The organism is Microcoleus sp. FACHB-1515 (assembly GCF_014696105.1).
Lineage (GTDB): Bacteria > Cyanobacteriota > Cyanobacteriia > Elainellales > Elainellaceae > JAAUTJ01.
In genome coordinates this window covers 59,895-77,343 of the sequence record NZ_JACJPO010000067.1, presented here as the reverse complement: position 1 = coordinate 77,343, position 17,449 = coordinate 59,895, and the positions used below count along the sequence as shown (strand labels likewise).

The 17,449-nt window shown below is 51.5% G+C and carries 12 protein-coding genes and 1 tRNA gene; 4 read left to right on the top strand and 9 right to left on the bottom strand.

The annotated features are described in order from the left end of the window. Positions 1-254: 254 nt before the first annotated feature. Positions 255-1,271: a CIA30 family protein gene (locus tag H6F67_RS24420; RefSeq protein ID WP_190769256.1), complete on the bottom strand. Its 1,017-nt coding sequence runs from the start codon at positions 1,269-1,271 to the stop codon at positions 255-257. A gap of 141 nt (positions 1,272-1,412) precedes the next feature. Here H6F67_RS24420 and H6F67_RS24415 point away from each other — a divergent pair, with 141 nt between their 5' ends. Further along, positions 1,413-1,652 (top strand): hypothetical protein, encoded by a 240-nt coding sequence (locus H6F67_RS24415; protein WP_190769255.1) that lies wholly within the window; start codon positions 1,413-1,415, stop codon positions 1,650-1,652. A gap of 311 nt (positions 1,653-1,963) precedes the next feature. On the opposite strand, the gene H6F67_RS24410 is transcribed toward H6F67_RS24415, so the two are convergent. The 3 genes from H6F67_RS24410 to H6F67_RS24400 form a co-directional block, all read right to left on the bottom strand. Beyond that, positions 1,964-3,127, bottom strand: coding sequence for an MFS transporter (locus tag H6F67_RS24410; RefSeq protein ID WP_199304620.1), 1,164 nt, complete (start codon positions 3,125-3,127; stop codon positions 1,964-1,966). Positions 3,128-3,222: 95 nt separating this feature from the next. Further along, entirely contained in the window at positions 3,223-4,425 is a 1,203-nt protein-coding gene (locus H6F67_RS24405; protein ID WP_190769254.1) for a hypothetical protein, read from the bottom strand. A gap of 376 nt (positions 4,426-4,801) precedes the next feature. Beyond that, complete coding sequence (locus tag H6F67_RS24400; protein ID WP_190769253.1) at positions 4,802-6,106, bottom strand: PAS domain S-box protein; 1,305 nt, start codon at positions 6,104-6,106, stop codon at positions 4,802-4,804. A 1,046-nt stretch (positions 6,107-7,152) separates the two neighbouring features. Between H6F67_RS24400 and H6F67_RS24395 the strand changes: the two genes are divergently transcribed. From H6F67_RS24395 to H6F67_RS24385, 3 genes are all read left to right on the top strand, one after another. Then, entirely contained in the window at positions 7,153-9,069 is a 1,917-nt protein-coding gene (locus tag H6F67_RS24395) for a serine/threonine-protein kinase (RefSeq protein WP_206753937.1), read from the top strand. Between the two features lie 99 nt (positions 9,070-9,168). Then, positions 9,169-10,893 carry a hypothetical protein gene (locus H6F67_RS24390; RefSeq protein ID WP_190769251.1) on the top strand — a complete coding sequence of 575 codons (1,725 nt, stop codon included), beginning with the start codon at positions 9,169-9,171 and terminating at the stop codon, positions 10,891-10,893. 206 nt (positions 10,894-11,099) lie between these two features. Next, the gene (locus H6F67_RS24385) at positions 11,100-12,632 is read left to right on the top strand and encodes an FHA domain-containing protein (RefSeq protein ID WP_190769250.1); all 1,533 of its coding nucleotides are present in this window, start codon (positions 11,100-11,102) and stop codon (positions 12,630-12,632) included. A gap of 71 nt (positions 12,633-12,703) precedes the next feature. On the opposite strand, the gene H6F67_RS24380 is transcribed toward H6F67_RS24385, so the two are convergent. The 5 genes from H6F67_RS24380 to H6F67_RS24360 form a co-directional block, all read right to left on the bottom strand. Then, positions 12,704-12,775: transfer RNA gene (locus H6F67_RS24380), tRNA-Gly, on the bottom strand. 44 nt (positions 12,776-12,819) lie between these two features. Then, on the bottom strand, positions 12,820-13,419 hold the full coding sequence (ribH, locus tag H6F67_RS24375; protein WP_190769249.1) for a 6,7-dimethyl-8-ribityllumazine synthase: 600 nt from the start codon (positions 13,417-13,419) through the stop codon (positions 12,820-12,822). Positions 13,420-13,452: 33 nt separating this feature from the next. Then, a complete protein-coding gene (gene psbZ, locus H6F67_RS24370) occupies positions 13,453-13,641 on the bottom strand; it encodes a photosystem II reaction center protein PsbZ (protein ID WP_190769248.1) in 189 nt (62 codons plus the stop codon). 195 nt (positions 13,642-13,836) lie between these two features. After that, entirely contained in the window at positions 13,837-15,858 is a 2,022-nt protein-coding gene (locus H6F67_RS28405) for a diguanylate cyclase domain-containing protein (protein WP_190769247.1), read from the bottom strand. Between the two features lie 149 nt (positions 15,859-16,007). Continuing rightward, on the bottom strand, positions 16,008-17,444 hold the full coding sequence (locus H6F67_RS24360; RefSeq protein WP_396798994.1) for a cation:proton antiporter: 1,437 nt from the start codon (positions 17,442-17,444) through the stop codon (positions 16,008-16,010). Positions 17,445-17,449: the final 5 nt, after the last annotated feature.

The following is a 17,449-nucleotide window of genomic DNA, read 5'->3' as shown; positions in this document are numbered from 1 at the left end:
AATACGACCATTCTTCACCGTTTGAGTCGAGGTGCAACTGGGACAAGCAAGCATCATAAAGAGTCCATCGAAATCTGTTGCTAACCTAGCATCATTACTTCTACACGACTACCATGAGATGAAGCCAAATTAATCCGGGTTGCCAAAGGTAGCAGTGACCGTGCGGAATGAATGAACTAGAGTCAAACAGTTGAGTTAAGATATTTTGCATGATTAAGAGAAGCGAAATAATAGAAGAAAATCAAGCGTGTGAATCATTGATCGTAAAACGGCTGATTCGCACTCAAGCGATAAGCAGGAATTTCCTTGATTACTTCTTTCAGGCGTAAAGCGATCGCTCCGGGTGACGAATCTGGAAGCACAATGCCTGTGGAGCTGACAAGAATTAGCGGCGTTTTGAAGCAGTAGGCCGCGATCGATTCAACCTGAAGCTGAAAAAATCCAGGTGTAAAATGCGGATTTAATGCGCCGTCATACTCAAACTTGCTCAGCATCAACTGCATCGATCGAACCTGGCTCGCATCGATCGCGCCTGCCTCACGAACTGTTTTGGCACGGAAAACTGGAATCAAATCGGTAAACGGAATGGTGATCGTTGTCCACTCGTTGGCGATCGTGTCGAACGAGGCGCAGTAGGCGATGCCGTCCCAACGAGTTTCGCTGCGTAGCATGAATTTGTAGCGTGCTCCGTCTCCTTTAACGCGCAGTTCGATTCCGGTGAAGTCGGATAGATCGATCGCTGGCTCAAAGTTGCGGGTTCTCACCGAGGCAAAACCGCCAGAATTGTCGATTGACACCACACCGGAGAATAAAGCGGAGGCGCTAGCGAAAGTGAGGCTGCTTTGACTGACGCCGCCCATAACGACATCGTCGAGTGCGCCCCAAACTTCGCCAATTTCAGTGCTGGGCTGGCGAAAGTCGAAGAGCCGTTGCGAAGTGCGGACTTGTGCAGTGTCGATCGAGGGTTGATCGTGGTCGGCGTCTGTGCAGCAAACGATCGCGCTCACGTCCGAGTCGATCGTCTCAGCGTCGCCAGATGACGAAGTGCGAACAGCGTAGCCTGCTTGCTGTAACAGCAGCATCACCTGCTGGCCGATGCTGCTGTTTGCACCGATAAGTAGAATCACGGTCATGTTTGTAAAGTTGAAGTGAACGGTTGGATCAGGGCGACTGCCAAGCAGGTGTTGCAGCCAGTCGATGCTGCTGACGATTGGAATTGTGCCGAAGTAGGCCAGCGTTTTAACAAATCGATTCAAATCCCAAGTCGCCATCGATCGCTCCAATTCATCTACCTCTATGATGCCGTGAGAGTTGAACAGTTTTGGCCTCTTCAGAAAGATAGATGAACTGCGGTGAGCGGTCAGTAGCGTTAAAGAAAAGGTTGTTAATAAATCCTGACAGGAGACAAATTTATGGCAAGCACCATGAACAGCAGCAATCGTGCTTTGAGCAATCTTGAGTATGATTTGCTCACGGTTTTGCAGAATAAAGCGGAAGCGATCAAGGCTTACGATACCTACATCAAGGATGCACAGGAAATGCAGTCTCAGCCTTGTGTTGAGCTGTTTCAAAAGCTGATGCAGCATGATATGGAGATGGCGCAGGAAATTCGTCATCATCTGCAACAGGTGATGCAGAACGGCAAGATGTAGGATTCGATCGATCTCTGTTACAAACAAATTGTTAGTTTGGGCAGAGTTCGATGTGTTTGGCGGAGTGTGGAGGTGTGAAGCGGTTGGTGGTTTAGAGGTTTAGGATTACTTTTGGTTTCCGAGCCTGTGGGGGCAAGGGTCACCCCCCACACACCTCCAACCCCGACCCAAGGGTTTCACCTGAAACTCTCAAAGGTCTTGTTTGTGGGTGTCAATTCGTGAGTATCACTGTGGTCTTGGCATTGTGAAATGAGGGCGATCGCTCTGATTAGTCGCAGCGAACTGAGCGATTGCGGGTTAAAAATTGTGAACTATCTCAGGGGGAGCGCAGAGGCACGCTGTCGCCAAATCAGGGTTGCAAATCCGATCGCAAGCATTCCCAGGCTGAGGGCGCAAACGCCGCTCCACTGCCAGTTTGTCCAGCCAAATGCACCGAGGTAGGAGCCGATCGCGCCGCCGACAAAGTAGAGCATGATGTAGAGGGCGTTGAGGCGGCTGTGCAGTTCGGTTGGTAAACGGTAGATGCTGGTTTGGTTGGAAATTTGCGTGGTTTGGACGCCCAAATCAAGCAGAATGACGCCAAGGATTAAGCTGCCGAGGTGGTGTCCAGCCATCCAAAACAGGGTAAAGGCGATCGTGCTGGTGAGAATGCCGAGTCGCATGGTGAAGAATGGGCTGCGGCGATCGGTAATTTTTCCAACTTGTGGTGCGGCCAGCGCACCAACAATGCCGACAAGTCCGAACAGTCCGGCAACCTCGCTGCCGTAGTGGTAAGGGGGCTGCTTCAGTAGAAATACCAAGGTTGTCCAGAAGGCGCTAAAGGCTCCAAATGACATTGCCCCTACGATCGAGGCCATTTGTAGAGCGGGCTGCTTGGCGATCGGCCATAGAGAAGCCATCAGACGCAGGTAGGAAAGCTGGAGGGTTGGTTGACTTTTGGGCAGCGTTTGCAGCAGCACGATCGCCAGCACGAGCATGAGGCCGCTCCCCAGCCAGTAAACGGTCTGCCAGGGCAAGAACGCGCCTAAGTAGCCGCTAATCGTTCTTGCTAATAGAATCCCGATGAATAAGCCGCTCATCACCATGCCGACGACTTTGCCTCTGGCTGCGGGGGCGGCCAACTGAGCAGCAAATGGAACGATAATCTGCGCTGCGATCGCCATCATGCCGATCGCAAAACTGGCAGTAGCCAACCAAGGCAAACTCGGTGAAACGGCGGCGAGGGCAAGGGCAATTGCTGTGCAAACGGTCATTACGACGATCAGGCGGCGACGTTCTGTGCAATCACCGAGCGGCACAATCAGCAGAATTCCCGTTGCATATCCGATTTGCGTCAGGGTAGGAATCAAGCTGACTTCATGCGTTGAGGCGCGGAAATGCTGAGCGATGACGGCTAGAAGCGGCTGATTGTAATACAAATTGGCAACGGTCGCACCGCTGGCGATCGCCATAATCCAAACAAGAAAATTGTGCATGAAATAATCAAAACAATACTTAGACTATATGAAGTCGCGCAGCTCTATCTACCGGATGAATTATTCAGCTTCATCTCAAACTCTGCATCAATCATCTATTTTGACTTGACAAACTTTAGGTGAAAGAGCTGTTTGAGCGCAACGATCGGGTCAGTGGGCGGCAAGCTCATATCAATGAATAAGCTGCGGGCAAGCTTTAGCTCATCAGCACGATATTGATTGGGATTTTGCGTTTGAGAAACAGCTAAGCCAAGGTCTTGAAACCAGCGCACAAGAACGGGAAGCGAACTTTCCAGCCCGATCGCATCTGACTCCGCAAAAAAGCTGAAGATCTTGCGCTGAGAACTTGTGTTTTGTAGCGTGTGAACTGTTTTATTTTGAATAATTTGCCATCTAGAATGCGGCGTTGCTTTCTCGCTCCATTCGACCCAAAGGCGCATCCGCTCTAGAATCGCGATCGCATCAGCAGAATTTTCTAGATAAAAAGTTGTCGCCTTTGCAGGTAGTTCAAGAATGCGACGGGAAGAAGAGGCAGAGGAAACTTCAACGGTTGGTTCAGCAAGAACAGGAGCTGGCAAATCGAAAGCAGACACTTCCCAACGATAGCGATCGAGCTTGCCGCCTTCATACATGCAGGCTGGAAAAGCATACGAAGCTTTTGTGATGGGCTGATGCGTTTTCGGGTCAAGATATTCTAGCTGCAAATGAATTTCTGGAACATCATCTTGCTGTTTATCAAACGTATATTCTGGAGGCGGAGGCTCCAGGCAAATGAGCCGCACCAGTTGATTCACGAGTGGATTATTCGCATCTTTAAGAGCAAAAATATTGTGAGGTGGGTTAAACAGAATTCGGCCTTCTGGGTCGCGTGAATAGGCGAGCGTGCAGCCCGTTGGTATGTAAAAAAGTGTACCGATATAGCGATCGAGCTTTGGCTTTGCACGCCTGAGATACACGAAGTATTGAGTCGGTTCTTTGAGGCCACGACTTTGATAGGTATAGTCTTTCTTAAGCAGCAGTCGAGTAATCGGAGTTGCCGCTGTAGGTGTGGCCGTTTGACGTTGGCGATCGCTGATTTCCTGCTGGGCAAGTTCGATGAGCGAGCGCAGTTCAAGCACGCTGAGCTGCGGCAGAAGTTCGCGAATGAATGCTAATTTCTCTTCGGCTCCAAGCTGCTCAATCAGCTCGAATTGAGCAGAATCGCTTGAGCTACTGTTCAGGGCGATCGCCGTTTCTCCTTGCTTCTGCTTGGCTTGCTGCTGTTTACCGAAATCAAAAGCAGGAATCTTACCGTCCATAAACATGAAATTGATAAAAAGGATTTTTGCTGCTTCTAGTCAGGAAGCGAGAATTTCAGCTTACCAAGCAAGATAAGGCTATTCTACTGCTCTGCTCTGCGAACAAGGGCAAGCTTCGTGAAAGATTTCACGAAGCTCAACTGGAATTTGAAGGATCAAGGAAGATGATGCAGACTCACGGCAATAAGTTCCGATCGTCCTTAATTCTAATGGTTCAAGCCGCAGTCAAATTCAGCATTAGGCTGTGTAATTTATAACAATGCAGTTCAGAAATACCATAAATTTAAGCGACCGCAGCTTTGGAGATATTGGCACACTATGCGATTTGTTACTTCGCTTTTATATTGCCCAAAGCTGACGGTCGCTCGCTGCCACGTTATATCTGGGCTAACCACTCCGGCAGCACTCGAAACATGGCTCGGTTGATCGCTTCGCTGCGCCACAAATCTTCCTCTGTGCGTTTGCGATCGCTAATATCAAACAGAACGCCATCAAACCAAACAGCCTGACCGCTCGTGCTAAACACTTTTTGTTTGCGCTCACACACCCAGCGAATATCACCATTCGCGTGAATAATTCGATATTCAAGCGAGGTGCTGTGATGACCGGACTGAAGCTGCGTAACTGAATTTTTCACCCGTGCTCGATCGTCTGGGTGAACAATGCTCAAATACGATCGAATGCGATTGCAGATTAAATCAGAAGGCGAATAACCTGTAATGTTCTCAATTTCGCTGTTGATTGATTTCATCATGTAGGTCGAATCGCACTGAAAGATAGCACCAGGAATATTGAGAATCAAGGAGTTGAACTTCTTCTCAGTATCTTGAAGCTGTGCTTCCAGAATTTTGCGATCGGTGATGTTGTATCCATCAATAATCAGCCCATTTGCTTCAGCAGAAATTGGAAACTGCTGTCCTTGCAGATAAAGGCACATCCACAGGTTTGATTTCGCTTTGAATCTGCATTCGATTCCGACTTTGTTGTGTTCCAAATTGCTTTGCCACAGCCGCAACGCCAGCTCAAATCGGTGCAGATCGTCCACATGAATGAAGTTCCAAATGTAAGCGTCGAGCAGTTCTTCATCCTGATAGCCCAAAATGTGTTTGACTGAAGGACTGCTGTAGATGATCTGTCCGCTGCTGCTGGTTTGAATAAACAAGTTTGGCGTGTTTAGCACAAAAGATTTCCATTTTTCTTCGGCTCGCACCAGCGCACTATAGATCTTTTTGTTTTCTGTAATGTCTTCGAGCAGAATGGCGAAACATTTTCGGTGGGCGATCGTCTCAGTTGGCAAGCTGACGAGTGAAGCGCTGAGCTTTACCCAGACAACTTCATGATCTCTGCTAGTGAGTTGCTTTTCAGTGAAATAGAAATTTGCTCCGCCGCTGAGCAGCGTTTGTCGCAAATTTTGGTCGAGAATTTGATTGGAGAGTCGATCGATTTCTGCTTGCGCTTCTGCATGAGTTTCTGCGCCCAACAGGTCGCAAAAACGACGATTGCTCTGAATCAAGTTGCCGCTCAAATCGATCAGAGCCGTCGCCATCAGCGGATGCTCAAACAGCGATCGAATTGTCTGCTCATATTCTTTAGCCAGCTTGCGAGCCTGCGTTGAGCCAAACAGGTTTTTGAAAGACTCCAATAGATTTTTGGGCTGAGTTTTGAGTTGGTTCAACAGCATCGAAATCATATTTCCAGGTCTTGAATTTTGTGTAGAGATTTTGTCAGACGCAGCAATCCAACAAAGTAGTCGAACTTTGCCTGCGAATTGGTGTGGGTGTAGAGATGACTTTTACCAAGCGATCGCTTGCAAGCAATGATTTCTAGAATGATTAAATTCGGCTTGGCGCTGGCACAAAAATTGTACAAACCGAAGTGACAACCCACGTTGGATAGTTTGAAGAACCGGAGGTTGAAGCGATCGATTCAGCATTGAACAAGTCCTTGTAGAGTTCCAGTAGAGTGACAACAGGCGATCGCGATTAACTGTCCTTCGGAAGCGCTAATTAATGCGCTCAAGCAGCATTTTTCGAAGCTTAGGCTAGCTCTGGCTGAGAGCCTATCTGAAAATGCTGCTTCTACATTCTGGCCTTAACCGGAAGATCCTGAATTTCCCGCTCAACTTCATCAAATCTTTATACATTTCTTCCTGAATCGCTGATTACCCTGCTGTAGCAAATGCGATTGTGTCAGCAAATCGGTGTTCAACCTATGACAGTTTAATTCCTGCCACAAAAGTTTCTGACCGGACTAGAACTCGCTCGAATATCACAGACAACACCCGAACGCAGACAGAACAACGGGTCGCGCGATCGATCGAAGCTGTCAGAACCGCAAATTAACGTACTCCAACCTGTCCGCTTTTGCCTTACAGTTGCTAAACTGGCACAGGCATGGGCAGCAAGCCTAGATTCATGCTTAATTAGAACACAGGGATTCTGCCGCAATTCCAATTACCTGTAAAACACAGAATCAAAGTAGTCAACTTTTGTTTCTGCTGTTATAAGAGATAGAGCCTTCGATCGCGTTTCGTTCCCAAGCTCAGCGATCGGCTCAACTCACGGCGCAGCATCTGCCGATTTGGAATTAGATTTTTCGATTTTGTGATTGGAACGGCGATTGAAGCGGCATCTGAGGCTAGAGGCTTCGATCGTCAAGGTTTACACCATCAGGAGTGCTGAAAAATCCTGTGGCAATGCCACGACTGCACTGAGGACTTGAATTCACATGATTGGGCAACTATTAGCTGAACGATACCTAGTTGTGAAAAAACTCGGTTCAGGCGGATTCAGTGAGACTTATCTCGCTCGTGACAAATACCGTCCACAACATCCACTTTGCGTCGTTAAATGCCTCAAGCTATCTGCAAAAAGTACGATTTCGCTCGACACTGCTCAACGCTTGTTCGATGCTGAAGCTCGCATTCTTGATGCTTTGGGGCAGCAGCACGACCAAATTCCTACGCTGCTCGCTTACTGTCAAGATTCTGATCAAACCTATCAGGTTCAAGACTATATTGATGGCGAAAATTTAGGCAGTTGGGCGGCTCGCAAACGGCGGTTAACGGCTCAAGGTGCGATCGCCTTGCTGTTTGATCTGCTTCCGGTGCTTGAGTTTATTCACAGCCATCAGGTGATCCATCGCGACATCAAGCCGAGTAACTTAATGCAGCGACGCAGCGATGGCCGAATCGTTTTAATCGATTTTGGTGCGGCGTTTTGGAAGGCGATCGCCCAGCCCGATCACGATGCTGAAACGGCCTTGGCGATCGGCACACCCGGATTTATGCCGGACGAACAGCAAGCGGGTCAGGTTGATTTCAGCAGCGATCTTTATGCTTTGGGAATGTCGGTTATCAACCTGATGACCGGATTAGCACCGCTGCGGTTGGAATACGACAGCATCACGGGAACGCTCGACTGGCAAGTTGATCTGTATGAAATGATCGACCCCAAACTCACCGCAATTCTCGAACGCATGGTGCAGCCGCAAGCTCGCGATCGATTTGCGCGGGCGACAGACGTTTTGGTCGCACTCGAAGCGGTTCCGGGCTTTGGCAAACACAGAGCGCAGCGTCGCTGGTCAATGTCGGCCTGGCAGCGATCGTTTAGTCAGATTGGAGCGCAAGCCAAACAAGCCTGGAAGCCAACGGCTGCGGTGGCACTGCTGGCGTTTACGGGCGGCTGGATGGTGATCGATCGCGGCCAGTCGATCAATGCACTATTCACGCATGTTTCCGCTTTGACGCGCCGATCGAATCTGCAATTAACCTTGCTGCGAGATTTACCGATGCAGTCGGCGATCGAGCAGATGGCAATCACGCCCAATAATCAAGTTCTTGTGACGGCTGGAGCCGATCATGTCTTGCGGCTGTGGTCGCTGCCGAATGGATCGGCGCTGAAAACGCTGGAGGGACATGGCGATCGAATTACGGCGCTGAGCGTCAGTCGCGACAGTCGTCTGCTGGTGAGCAGCAGTGAAGACCGAACGGTACGCCTGTGGGATATTGCGTCGGGTAAGCTGCTGCGAGAGTTGCGCGGCAGTCCACAGGCGGTGATTTCGATCGCCATTAGTGCGGATGGACAAACGATCGCCAGCGGCAGCAAAGATGGCACGGTGCGATTGTGGAATGTGGACACTGGAACGCTGGTGAGAACGCTGAACGTTCCAAATGGCGAGGTGACGGCAGTAACGTTTGGCCGCACGAGTTTGATTAGTGCGAGCAGCAGTGAAGCGACGACGCAACAGCTTCAGGTGTGGGATTTGGCGACGGGCGAACTGCGCCGCACGTTTGCCGGACATACCGAAGCGATCGTCACGCTGCAAATGGTTGATGATCAAACGCTGCTGAGTGTGGGGAAGGATCGATCGCTCTTGTGGGATCTCGATCGTGAGGAGTTGTTGCGCGTTTTTGCGGATGAGCAAGGGCAAGCGCTGACGGCGTTTCTGGATGGTCAACGGCTGCTGACCGTTTTTGATAACGGCAGTGTTGAGGTGCGGACGCGAGAAAGCGGATGGCTCAGCAGAACAACAGCGAGCCAATGGCGAAATTTGCAGGCGGCGCTGAGTGCCGATCAGCGGTATTTGGCTTGCTGGAGTGCCGATCAGCAGTTGCGGATCTGGCAGGTGGCGGCGATTCAGTAGTGTTTTTTCCCTGTTGTGCTCTGCTTTTTACTCGCCTACTGCTCTTGCCTTTTCACCCTAACCCCTAACCCCCTTTCACTCTGAACTGGAGATACGACAATGCTGAACAATGTTTCTGAGAAGACGATGCATCGAGTTCGCTGGTTGCTGGCGATCGGCTGGCTCGTTCTCATTGTTTCCATGTTTTATGACCCAATCACGCCGAGGTTTACCGCACCGGGAAGTGGAACGCCGTTTAGCTTGAACCCAGAGATTTATCTTGACCCGACTCGCTGTGTGCGAATTCGCGAGATGTGTGTGCCAGAGCAGCCGTTTTCGATGACCGTCCTGATGTGGTGGGCGATGATTGTTCCGGCGGGAATTTTCATTTTGCTGGTTTTGGGGCATGAGTTTTGGCGACGCATTTGTCCGCTGTCATTCTTTTCGCAAATTCCCAGAGCGTTAGGGATTCAGCGCAGGCGCAAGGTGGTTGATCCGGTCACGCAAGAAGTTCGCTATGAGGTCGTGACGATCGGCGAAAATTCCTGGCTCGGTCGCAACCACTTGTATGTGCAGTATTTTCTGTTTGTCGTCGGCTTGGGGCTGCGAATTCTGTTTGTCAACGGGCATCGCGCCTCGCTCGGCTACTTCTTGATCTTCACGATTCTGTCTGCGATTTTGGTCGGCTGGCTTTATGCCGGAAAAAGCTGGTGCAACTATTTTTGTCCGATGGCTCCGGTACAAATGGTTTACACCGGGCCGCGATCGCTCCTTGGCAGTCAGGCACACACCACGCCCGGAGCCATCACCCAGTCGATGTGCCGCACGATCGATCCCACCACGCGCCAAGAGAAAAGCGCCTGCGTAAGCTGCAAAAGTCCGTGTATCGACATTGATGCCGAAAAAACCTACTGGGAAGAACTGAAAAAACCAGGGCGGCGGCTGGTGCAGTATGGCTACATCGGCATGGTGATCGCGTTCTATTTCTACTACTTCCTTTACTCTGGCAACTGGGATTACTACTTCACTGGCGCTTGGACGCACGAAGAAGATTTGCTCACCAAGCTGTTTGATCCGGGTTTCTACATCAACGGCCAAATTATCTACATTCCCAAGGTTGCGGCAGTCTACATCACGTACATCGTGTTTACGATGGCAACGTTTACGATCGGCCTCATCCTCGAAAAGCTCTACCGCCGCTTTACCGTTTGGCGCGGTCGCCCTGCTTCGGCAGAACAAGCGCAGCACGTGATGTTTACGCTGTTCACCGTCGCTTCCTTCTGGACGTTCTTCAGCTATGGCGCGCGCCCAACGCTGAATCGAATGCCGACCTATCCGCTCTTGGCCTTTAACGCGCTAATCGTTTTAGTGGGTGCCATTTGGCTCTATCGCACCTTGGGTCGGACGCGCCCGCAGTATGAACGCGAACGCATGGCAACCAGTTTACGCAAGCAGCTTCACAAGCTGAACCTCGATTCCAGCCTGCTCGAAGGCCGATCGATCGACGATCTTTCGCCTGACGAAGCCTACACGCTCGTCAAAGTGCTGCCCGGATTTTCTCAGCAGCAGCGACTCGACATGTACAAAGGCATGGTGCAGGATGCGCTAGAGCAGCAGGTGATCTCTGTCCCCTCCAGCTTCGATTTCTTCAAAAAGCTCCGCCAAGAATTTCAGCTTCAAGATGCAGACCACTTTGCCATCTTGGAAGCGATCGCCACGACAAACCCCAACATTTTGATTTCCCCCGATTTGCAGCGAGCCGTTCCGATTCACGATGTTGAAACCGCCGCCAAAACGATCGGCAAACATCTCAAACGCAACCGCCCTCCCGCTGGACGCCGCTAATTCTGCTCGATCGCTGCGGGTGTGTATTAAAAGGCATTGATCCTCCCTAACCCCATAAGGAGGGAACGAAACGACTCAAAGTCCCCCTTCTCAAGGGGACAGGGGGATCGAAGCGCAAGCAATCCACCGTTCCGGAACTTTTAAAGCACGCCCTAGGGATTTCCCTTAACCTCAAACCCCTAGCCCCAACCCCTAACCCTTCCACAATGCTAAAAATCAAGTCTGTCAACTTTGAGCAGCAGCAGTTTCAAACGCACCAGCTTGAAGCCACCCAGCCCGATCGCCTCGAATGGATGATTGGCCGCAATCCGTCTTGTGATGTGGTTCTTGCCAACCTGGAAGTGAGCCGCATTCACGGTCAAATCGTTTATCGCGACGAGGCGTACTACTTCACCGATGTTGGCAGCACGTCCGGGTCGGTACTCAACGGTGAAATCATCGCACCAAATGAAACGCGCCCACTGCAAGCGGGTGACTTACTGCAAATTGGCGAAACGTTTTTGCATGTCGAGGAAGTGACGCCGCCTGCTGTGTTTGAAGCGGCGATCGCTCCGGTTCCGCCGTCCGATCGCAACTGGATGTCGGGTGAACTGGTTTGCCGCTGCCTACGCATCATCGACGAAACCCCAGACGTAAAAACTTTCTGTTTCATTGCGGAACCGCCTGTTTTGTTCGACTTTCAGCCAGGACAGTTCATCAACCTGGAAGTGGAAATCAACGGCAAACCTGCGATCCGCCCCTACTCAATTTCCTCCTCGCCCACTCGTCCTTATCATTTGGCAATCACGGTGAAGCGCGTCCCCGCTGCTGATGCCAGTTTGCCTCCGGGTTTGGTGTCCAACTGGCTGCACGAGCATCTCAATGTAGGCGATCGTGTCCGTCTGCTCGATCGCCCGATGGGAAACTTCACCTGTCTGCCAAATCTGCCGCCAAAACTGCTTTTGATTTCGGCAGGCAGCGGCATCACGCCCATGATGTCGATGTCGCGCTGGGTGCAAGACACCTTATCCAACTGCGACATCGTGTTTCTACACAGCGCCCGCACGCCAAACGACATTGTGTTTCGGACGGAACTGGAAACAATGGCGACGCAGATGCCGAATTTCCACTTGGCCGTGACGCTGACTCGCCCTGCCGTCAATCTGCCCTGGATGGGCTTGACCGGACGCATTTCACAAGCGATGTTGAACTGGGTTGTGCCCGATTTGCTCGATCGCGCCGTATTCGTCTGCGGTCCCAACGAGTTCATGCAAAGCATCAAATCCACGCTGCAAGCGATGGACTTCCCGATGCGAAACTACCAAGAAGAAAGCTTTGGCGGCAAAAAAGCAACGCCGCGCCCAACGACGCCTACGATCGCCAAGCCACCGCTACCAGCGACCAACGGCAACGGCAACGGCAAAGTTCATGCGGAAGCCTTGCCGTTCATTGAGCCGCAGGTGTTGCCGCCACGTCAAAGCAAAGCTGCCCCCGCCTCGCCTGCGGTCAGCTTTACACGCTCCAGTCAGGAAGTTTCAGCCGACGGCACAAGTTCAATTTTGGAACTGGCAGAGCAGTCGGGTGTTTCGATTCGATCGGGCTGTCGGGTTGGAGCCTGTGGCGCTTGCAAGGTGCGATCGCACGAAGGCCAAGTCCGCTACGATTCGCTGCCAACTGCGCTATCGGCGACTGATCAGCAGGCGGGCTATGTGTTGGCCTGTGTTGCCTATCCGGTCGATCGCGTTGTGGTCGAAGCGTAGCAACGCGCAAAAACCGTAGGGACACGATGCGTTGTGTTCCTACGGTTTAGACGTAAAAAGTAAATTTCGGAAGCGGGTAACGCGATTCGAACGCGCGACATCAACCTTGGCAAGGTTGCGCTCTACCACTGAGCTATACCCGCATTGCTTGATTGCTTAACCAGTATCGCGAAATTTCACTGGCTTGTCAACCCCCCATGCCGTCCGACTCATCAAATCGATCGCTCTCGCTGGCCGTTGCGCTTTTGAGCGAAGCCGGAAGCTGCGTGGAACCGGGCAGCCCGTTGGGTGGAAACGGTTCGGCGGCGATCGTTCTCACCTGACGCATCAAGCTTGCCATTTCGATCGCGCTCATTGCGTATTCCCAGCCGAGATTCGCCTTGATGCCTGCTCGCTCTAAAGCCTGCTGCATCGTATCGACGGTCAGAACGCCAAAGATGACGGGAACGCCCGTTTGGAATCCGGCAGCAGCGACACCCTTGGACACTTCTGCCGAAACATAATCAAAGTGGGGCGTTTGTCCGCGAATCACAGCACCCAGGCAGATCACAGCATCATAGCGATGCGTCAGGGCAACTTGTCGCGCCATCAGCGGAATTTCAAAGCTGCCCGGAACCCAAAACTGATCGACCTGAGTGCCGTGCGGGTCAACGTCTACCCCATGCCGCTTCAGACAGTCTTGGCAGCCTGCCAGCAGCTTGCTGGTCACCAAGTCATTAAAGCGACCGATGACGATCGCAAACCTAAGCGGTTCGGTTTGAGTAAAAGTGCCTTCAAAAACGGCCATGTTAAACCCGAAAAATTGAACGTTTCTTCTAGCTTAAACCACCAGATAGTTCAACCCGCCGACGAGGAAAACCAGAACGACCCAGACGATCGATCCCAAGAAAATCAACCGCTTCGATTGATCCCAGTTGCGCGGCGAAGCATAAGCAACCGGAACGCCAACAACCATTGCGAACGACAGCAACACCAAAGCGCCAAGCGCCAATTGAAACAAAATCGACATCGATAATTTCCTCCCAGTAAAGCAAGAGCGGCTTTTCTGACCCTCAGTAAGTAAGCTATCAGAAAACCGACCCTCGCCCAGAGATTTTTTGGAGGATGTCGTGAAAAGGAAGGCACTTGTAACGATCATTGTTGGGCGCGATCGACTGCCTCTACTGCGGCGATTGCTGGAGTGGCAAAAGCTTCAGGAAGCTTTCTACTTTTCAATCACAGCGATCGCCTCCGGGTGACAAGCTATCTGGAGGCGATCGCGCCCCTGCTGTTTTGCTTGGTAGAGTGCTTCGTCTGCCTGCTTAATCAGCGAGACAAAGGTTGTTTCTCGATCGGGTATGAAACTGACGACACCGAGACTCAGCGTCACAAATGAGCAAATGCTAGAGGCAGAATGCGGAATCTGAGCCTGCCGAATTTGGGCTTGAATTTTTTGGGCAACGACAATAGCTCCATCTAGCGAGGTGTTGGGTAAAATGACGGCAAACTCTTCACCCCCATAGCGTGCAACCAAATCGGCGGGACGAGCAAGTGCAAGTTGAATTTGCTGTGCCACCTGCTGCAAACAGTCATCTCCTCCCAGGTGTCCATAGTGGTCGTTGTACTGTTTGAAAAAGTCAACATCGCACAAAATCAGCCCCAGCGGTTGCTGTTCTCGTCGCAGCCGCAGCCATTCCTGAGCCAGGTACTCGTCAAAATACCGTCGGTTCGCCACTTGCGTAAGCCCGTCTAAGCGTGACAAGCGTTGGAGTTCTTGATTTGCAGCTTCTAGCTCAGCCGTCCGATGGGCAACCTGCTCTTCCAAGGTGGCGAACAGAGTTTGTAACTGGTCTGACATTTGGACGAATGCTTGCGACAGTTGCCCCAACTCGTCTTGCCTTCCGATGGGCAACTGCACCTGAAAGTTGCCCTGAGCCAACTGCTCAGTCGAGTGCAGAAGTTGAGCGAGTGGCTGAGTAACCTGCTCATTCAGGGCGCGGTAGATGAACAGCATTTCAACCACGAGCGCAACGCCACCAGAGAGCAAAACGAACCGCGCTGCGCTCCAGGCACTTTCCTGCATTAAAGAGCGAGGATAAACCGCGACAAAATACCAGTTTGGCCCGGCCAGTCGAGTGACAGCAATGTATTCGCGATCGCGATTGTTCTCAATCACTCGCGCACTGCTTGGCGATCGATCGGCAACTGCATCGGTCAGTTCGGTGGATTGAATCAAGGCAAAGATGCGGCTGAGATGGGCATCGGCCAACTCTTGCAGCTTGAGCGTTTTGTGCTTTGCCGCGATCAGCGTGGTGTAGTTGGGATGAGCAATCAAGTTGCCATCCTCTTGCACGATCAAATTGTAAGTTCCGGGAAATCGATCGGCATTCGTGCGATCGATCAAATGGTTCAGCACAACGTCATTCCCCACGCTGGCGATGTGCTGCCCTGCGGCATTGTCGATCGGTGTGACCACAGAAACGACCCAATCGGGACTGGCTGGATCTTGATAGGCATCCGTCCAGACCGTTTGCCGCTGGGGGTCATGCTGGCGATCGGACAGGTAGAAAAACCTTTCGTTGCGAACATCAAAATCACCTGCAACCATCAATGGCCCAGGCACTTCCGGCCAGTAGGTGACAGCGACATTTTCAGGAGATGCTATCCAGGTATTGATGAAGCGATCGCGCCATGCTGGGGCATACTGCAAGAGCAACTGTTCAAACCGCCGAATCTGCTGCTGGAGCGTTGGCGTCAAAGCAACATCTCGCCCGACAAAAACCGAGGACTTTGACTCACCCTCGAACTGCTGCAAATCCTGCTGTTCTGGAAAGTTGCGGTGCGTGCCATCTGACCAGGCAAACAGCTTGGTCAGCGGTTGAGCGGGCAAGGCTTGGGCGGCGATAACGGCAAAGGCTTGTTGAATCAAACGGTGGCGATCGATCGCCAGTTGAAAAATGGCTTCTTCGCGCTTGCCTCGCTCAGTAACGTATTTCTGAAGCTGCTCCTGAGTGGCAAACTGCGCCTGCCCCACGATATGCCCGTAGGTCAGCAGAGCAGAAATGATGAAGATTCCGGCCATCCGGATCAATAAATTGATCAAGGTATGGCGCGTTAATGAAGGCTGGGCTTGTACAAGAGAAGTGAATTGTTGAAGCAAAATTCTTCCAACCAGACAAACCAGGAGCATCATTTGCGGAACGATCGAAATCAACGAAAGCTGGGCGACCTGGAAGAGCCGAACCACTTTGTAGTGTACCCGTATACACCTCTAGCTATTGCAACCATACCGACTTGACCCAATCGTCTGGAGGAGCTTGAGCAGGACTGACGAATTGAGTCGCTTAACCCGTTTGGGACGGCTCATGCAACTTTGCTTCTAAAGTCGAATGCAACTCAAGGTCGAATGTAGTCGGAGTTTGCCAGCTTTTGCCGACGGGTTTCGAGGTGCTTTTCGTACCAGTTCATGATCGGCGTGGAGGTGACGCCATGCAGCACAACGGAAACGACGATCGTGATGAACGTGATCCAGGCGATCGCTTCGCCTGTTTCGTCGCCAAGTCCGTTGCCAAATGCATAAAACAGGTAGTAGAGCGACCCCACGCCGCGCACGCCAAACCAGCCAAACAGCAAGCGGCGCACGATATGCGTGTTTTCACCCCAAGTACACAGCATCGTGCTGACAGGTCGAATCACAAACAGCAAAATTCCGGCGATGAACAAGCCCTCGACGCCAAAGCGAGCGATCGGCTCGACCCGCAGTAGCGATCCGAGTAGCAAAATCGTCGCGACTTCCAGCAGCTTTTCGATCCGTTCGGTAAATTCAAGCTGCGCCAGTTGCTTATCGGGATTGTGGTAGCTGCGCTGCGTCACGATTCCCGCTACAAAAACGGCCATAAAGCCATAGCCATAAACCAGTTCTGTGACGGCGTAGGTAATTAAAACGATACTGAGCGCTATGAATTCTTCCATCAGCGTGTCAACCGGACGAATGCGCTGCAACCGTCGATCGACCCATACGATCGCTTGCGGAACCACAATGCCCATCACCAATCCGGCAGCGATCGCCCAAATCAAATCCACGCCCACCCACTTGGGAAACCACGTTTGCCACTGGTCATTTTCCAGCCAGTGAATTCCAAAGTAGACAAATGGAAAAGCCAGCGCGTCGTTGAGTCCACCTTCGGAAGTTAAACCAAAGCGCAACTCGTCACGGTCTTCTGTGTCAAAAAGCTGCACCTCCGAGGCCAACACTGGATCGGTTGGTGCAAGAATCGCTCCCAGCAAAATGGCTTCGCCCCAATCGAACTTTAGGAAATAGTGGCCGATCGCAGCAACGGCAAAAATCGTCAGTGGCATCAGCAGCCCGATCAGGCGGATGGTCGATCGCCACGCCCACAGATTCAGCGGACGATTCATCTTCAGCCCGCAGCTAAACAGCGACACCAAGACGACAATTTCCGTCAGCCGCTCTAGAAATTCCGCATCCGGTCGAACACGCACCAAATTTAGACCGTAAGGACTCAGCGCAATCCCCACGACGAGGTAAATCAGCGCATAGGAAATCGGCAGGCGCGTAATCCAGCCTGATCCGAGCGTTACGCCCATCAGCACCAAGCCGATCAGCAGTAAATCAAGTGTGTAAAGGTTTTTATCAACAAATTGAGCGAGATCCACAGGTCGAAGGAATGCTTTGAGAACTGAGCAAGAGCTTAGCCAAACGCGATCGCTCCTCGAATCGACATTCGGACAGAACATGCAGCTTTGTGAACTGAAGCGATCGCCCTTCAAATTGGCAAAATCGCTCGATAATAAGTACACTAGTACTAGCATGGCGA

Coding starts and splice junctions, on each gene's coding strand:
- H6F67_RS24420 (WP_190769256.1), bottom strand. CDS start 1,271: ATGGCGACTTGGGATTTGAATCGATTTGTTAAAACGCTGGCCTACTTC.
- H6F67_RS24415 (WP_190769255.1), top strand. CDS start 1,413: ATGGCAAGCACCATGAACAGCAGCAATCGTGCTTTGAGCAATCTTGAG.
- H6F67_RS24410 (WP_199304620.1), bottom strand. CDS start 3,127: ATGCACAATTTTCTTGTTTGGATTATGGCGATCGCCAGCGGTGCGACC.
- H6F67_RS24405 (WP_190769254.1), bottom strand. CDS start 4,425: ATGGACGGTAAGATTCCTGCTTTTGATTTCGGTAAACAGCAGCAAGCC.
- H6F67_RS24400 (WP_190769253.1), bottom strand. CDS start 6,106: ATGCTGTTGAACCAACTCAAAACTCAGCCCAAAAATCTATTGGAGTCT.
- H6F67_RS24395 (WP_206753937.1), top strand. CDS start 7,153: ATGATTGGGCAACTATTAGCTGAACGATACCTAGTTGTGAAAAAACTC.
- H6F67_RS24390 (WP_190769251.1), top strand. CDS start 9,169: ATGCTGAACAATGTTTCTGAGAAGACGATGCATCGAGTTCGCTGGTTG.
- H6F67_RS24385 (WP_190769250.1), top strand. CDS start 11,100: ATGCTAAAAATCAAGTCTGTCAACTTTGAGCAGCAGCAGTTTCAAACG.
- ribH (WP_190769249.1), bottom strand. CDS start 13,419: ATGGCCGTTTTTGAAGGCACTTTTACTCAAACCGAACCGCTTAGGTTT.
- psbZ (WP_190769248.1), bottom strand. CDS start 13,641: ATGTCGATTTTGTTTCAATTGGCGCTTGGCGCTTTGGTGTTGCTGTCG.
- H6F67_RS24360 (WP_396798994.1), bottom strand. CDS start 17,444: ATGCTAGTACTAGTGTACTTATTATCGAGCGATTTTGCCAATTTGAAG.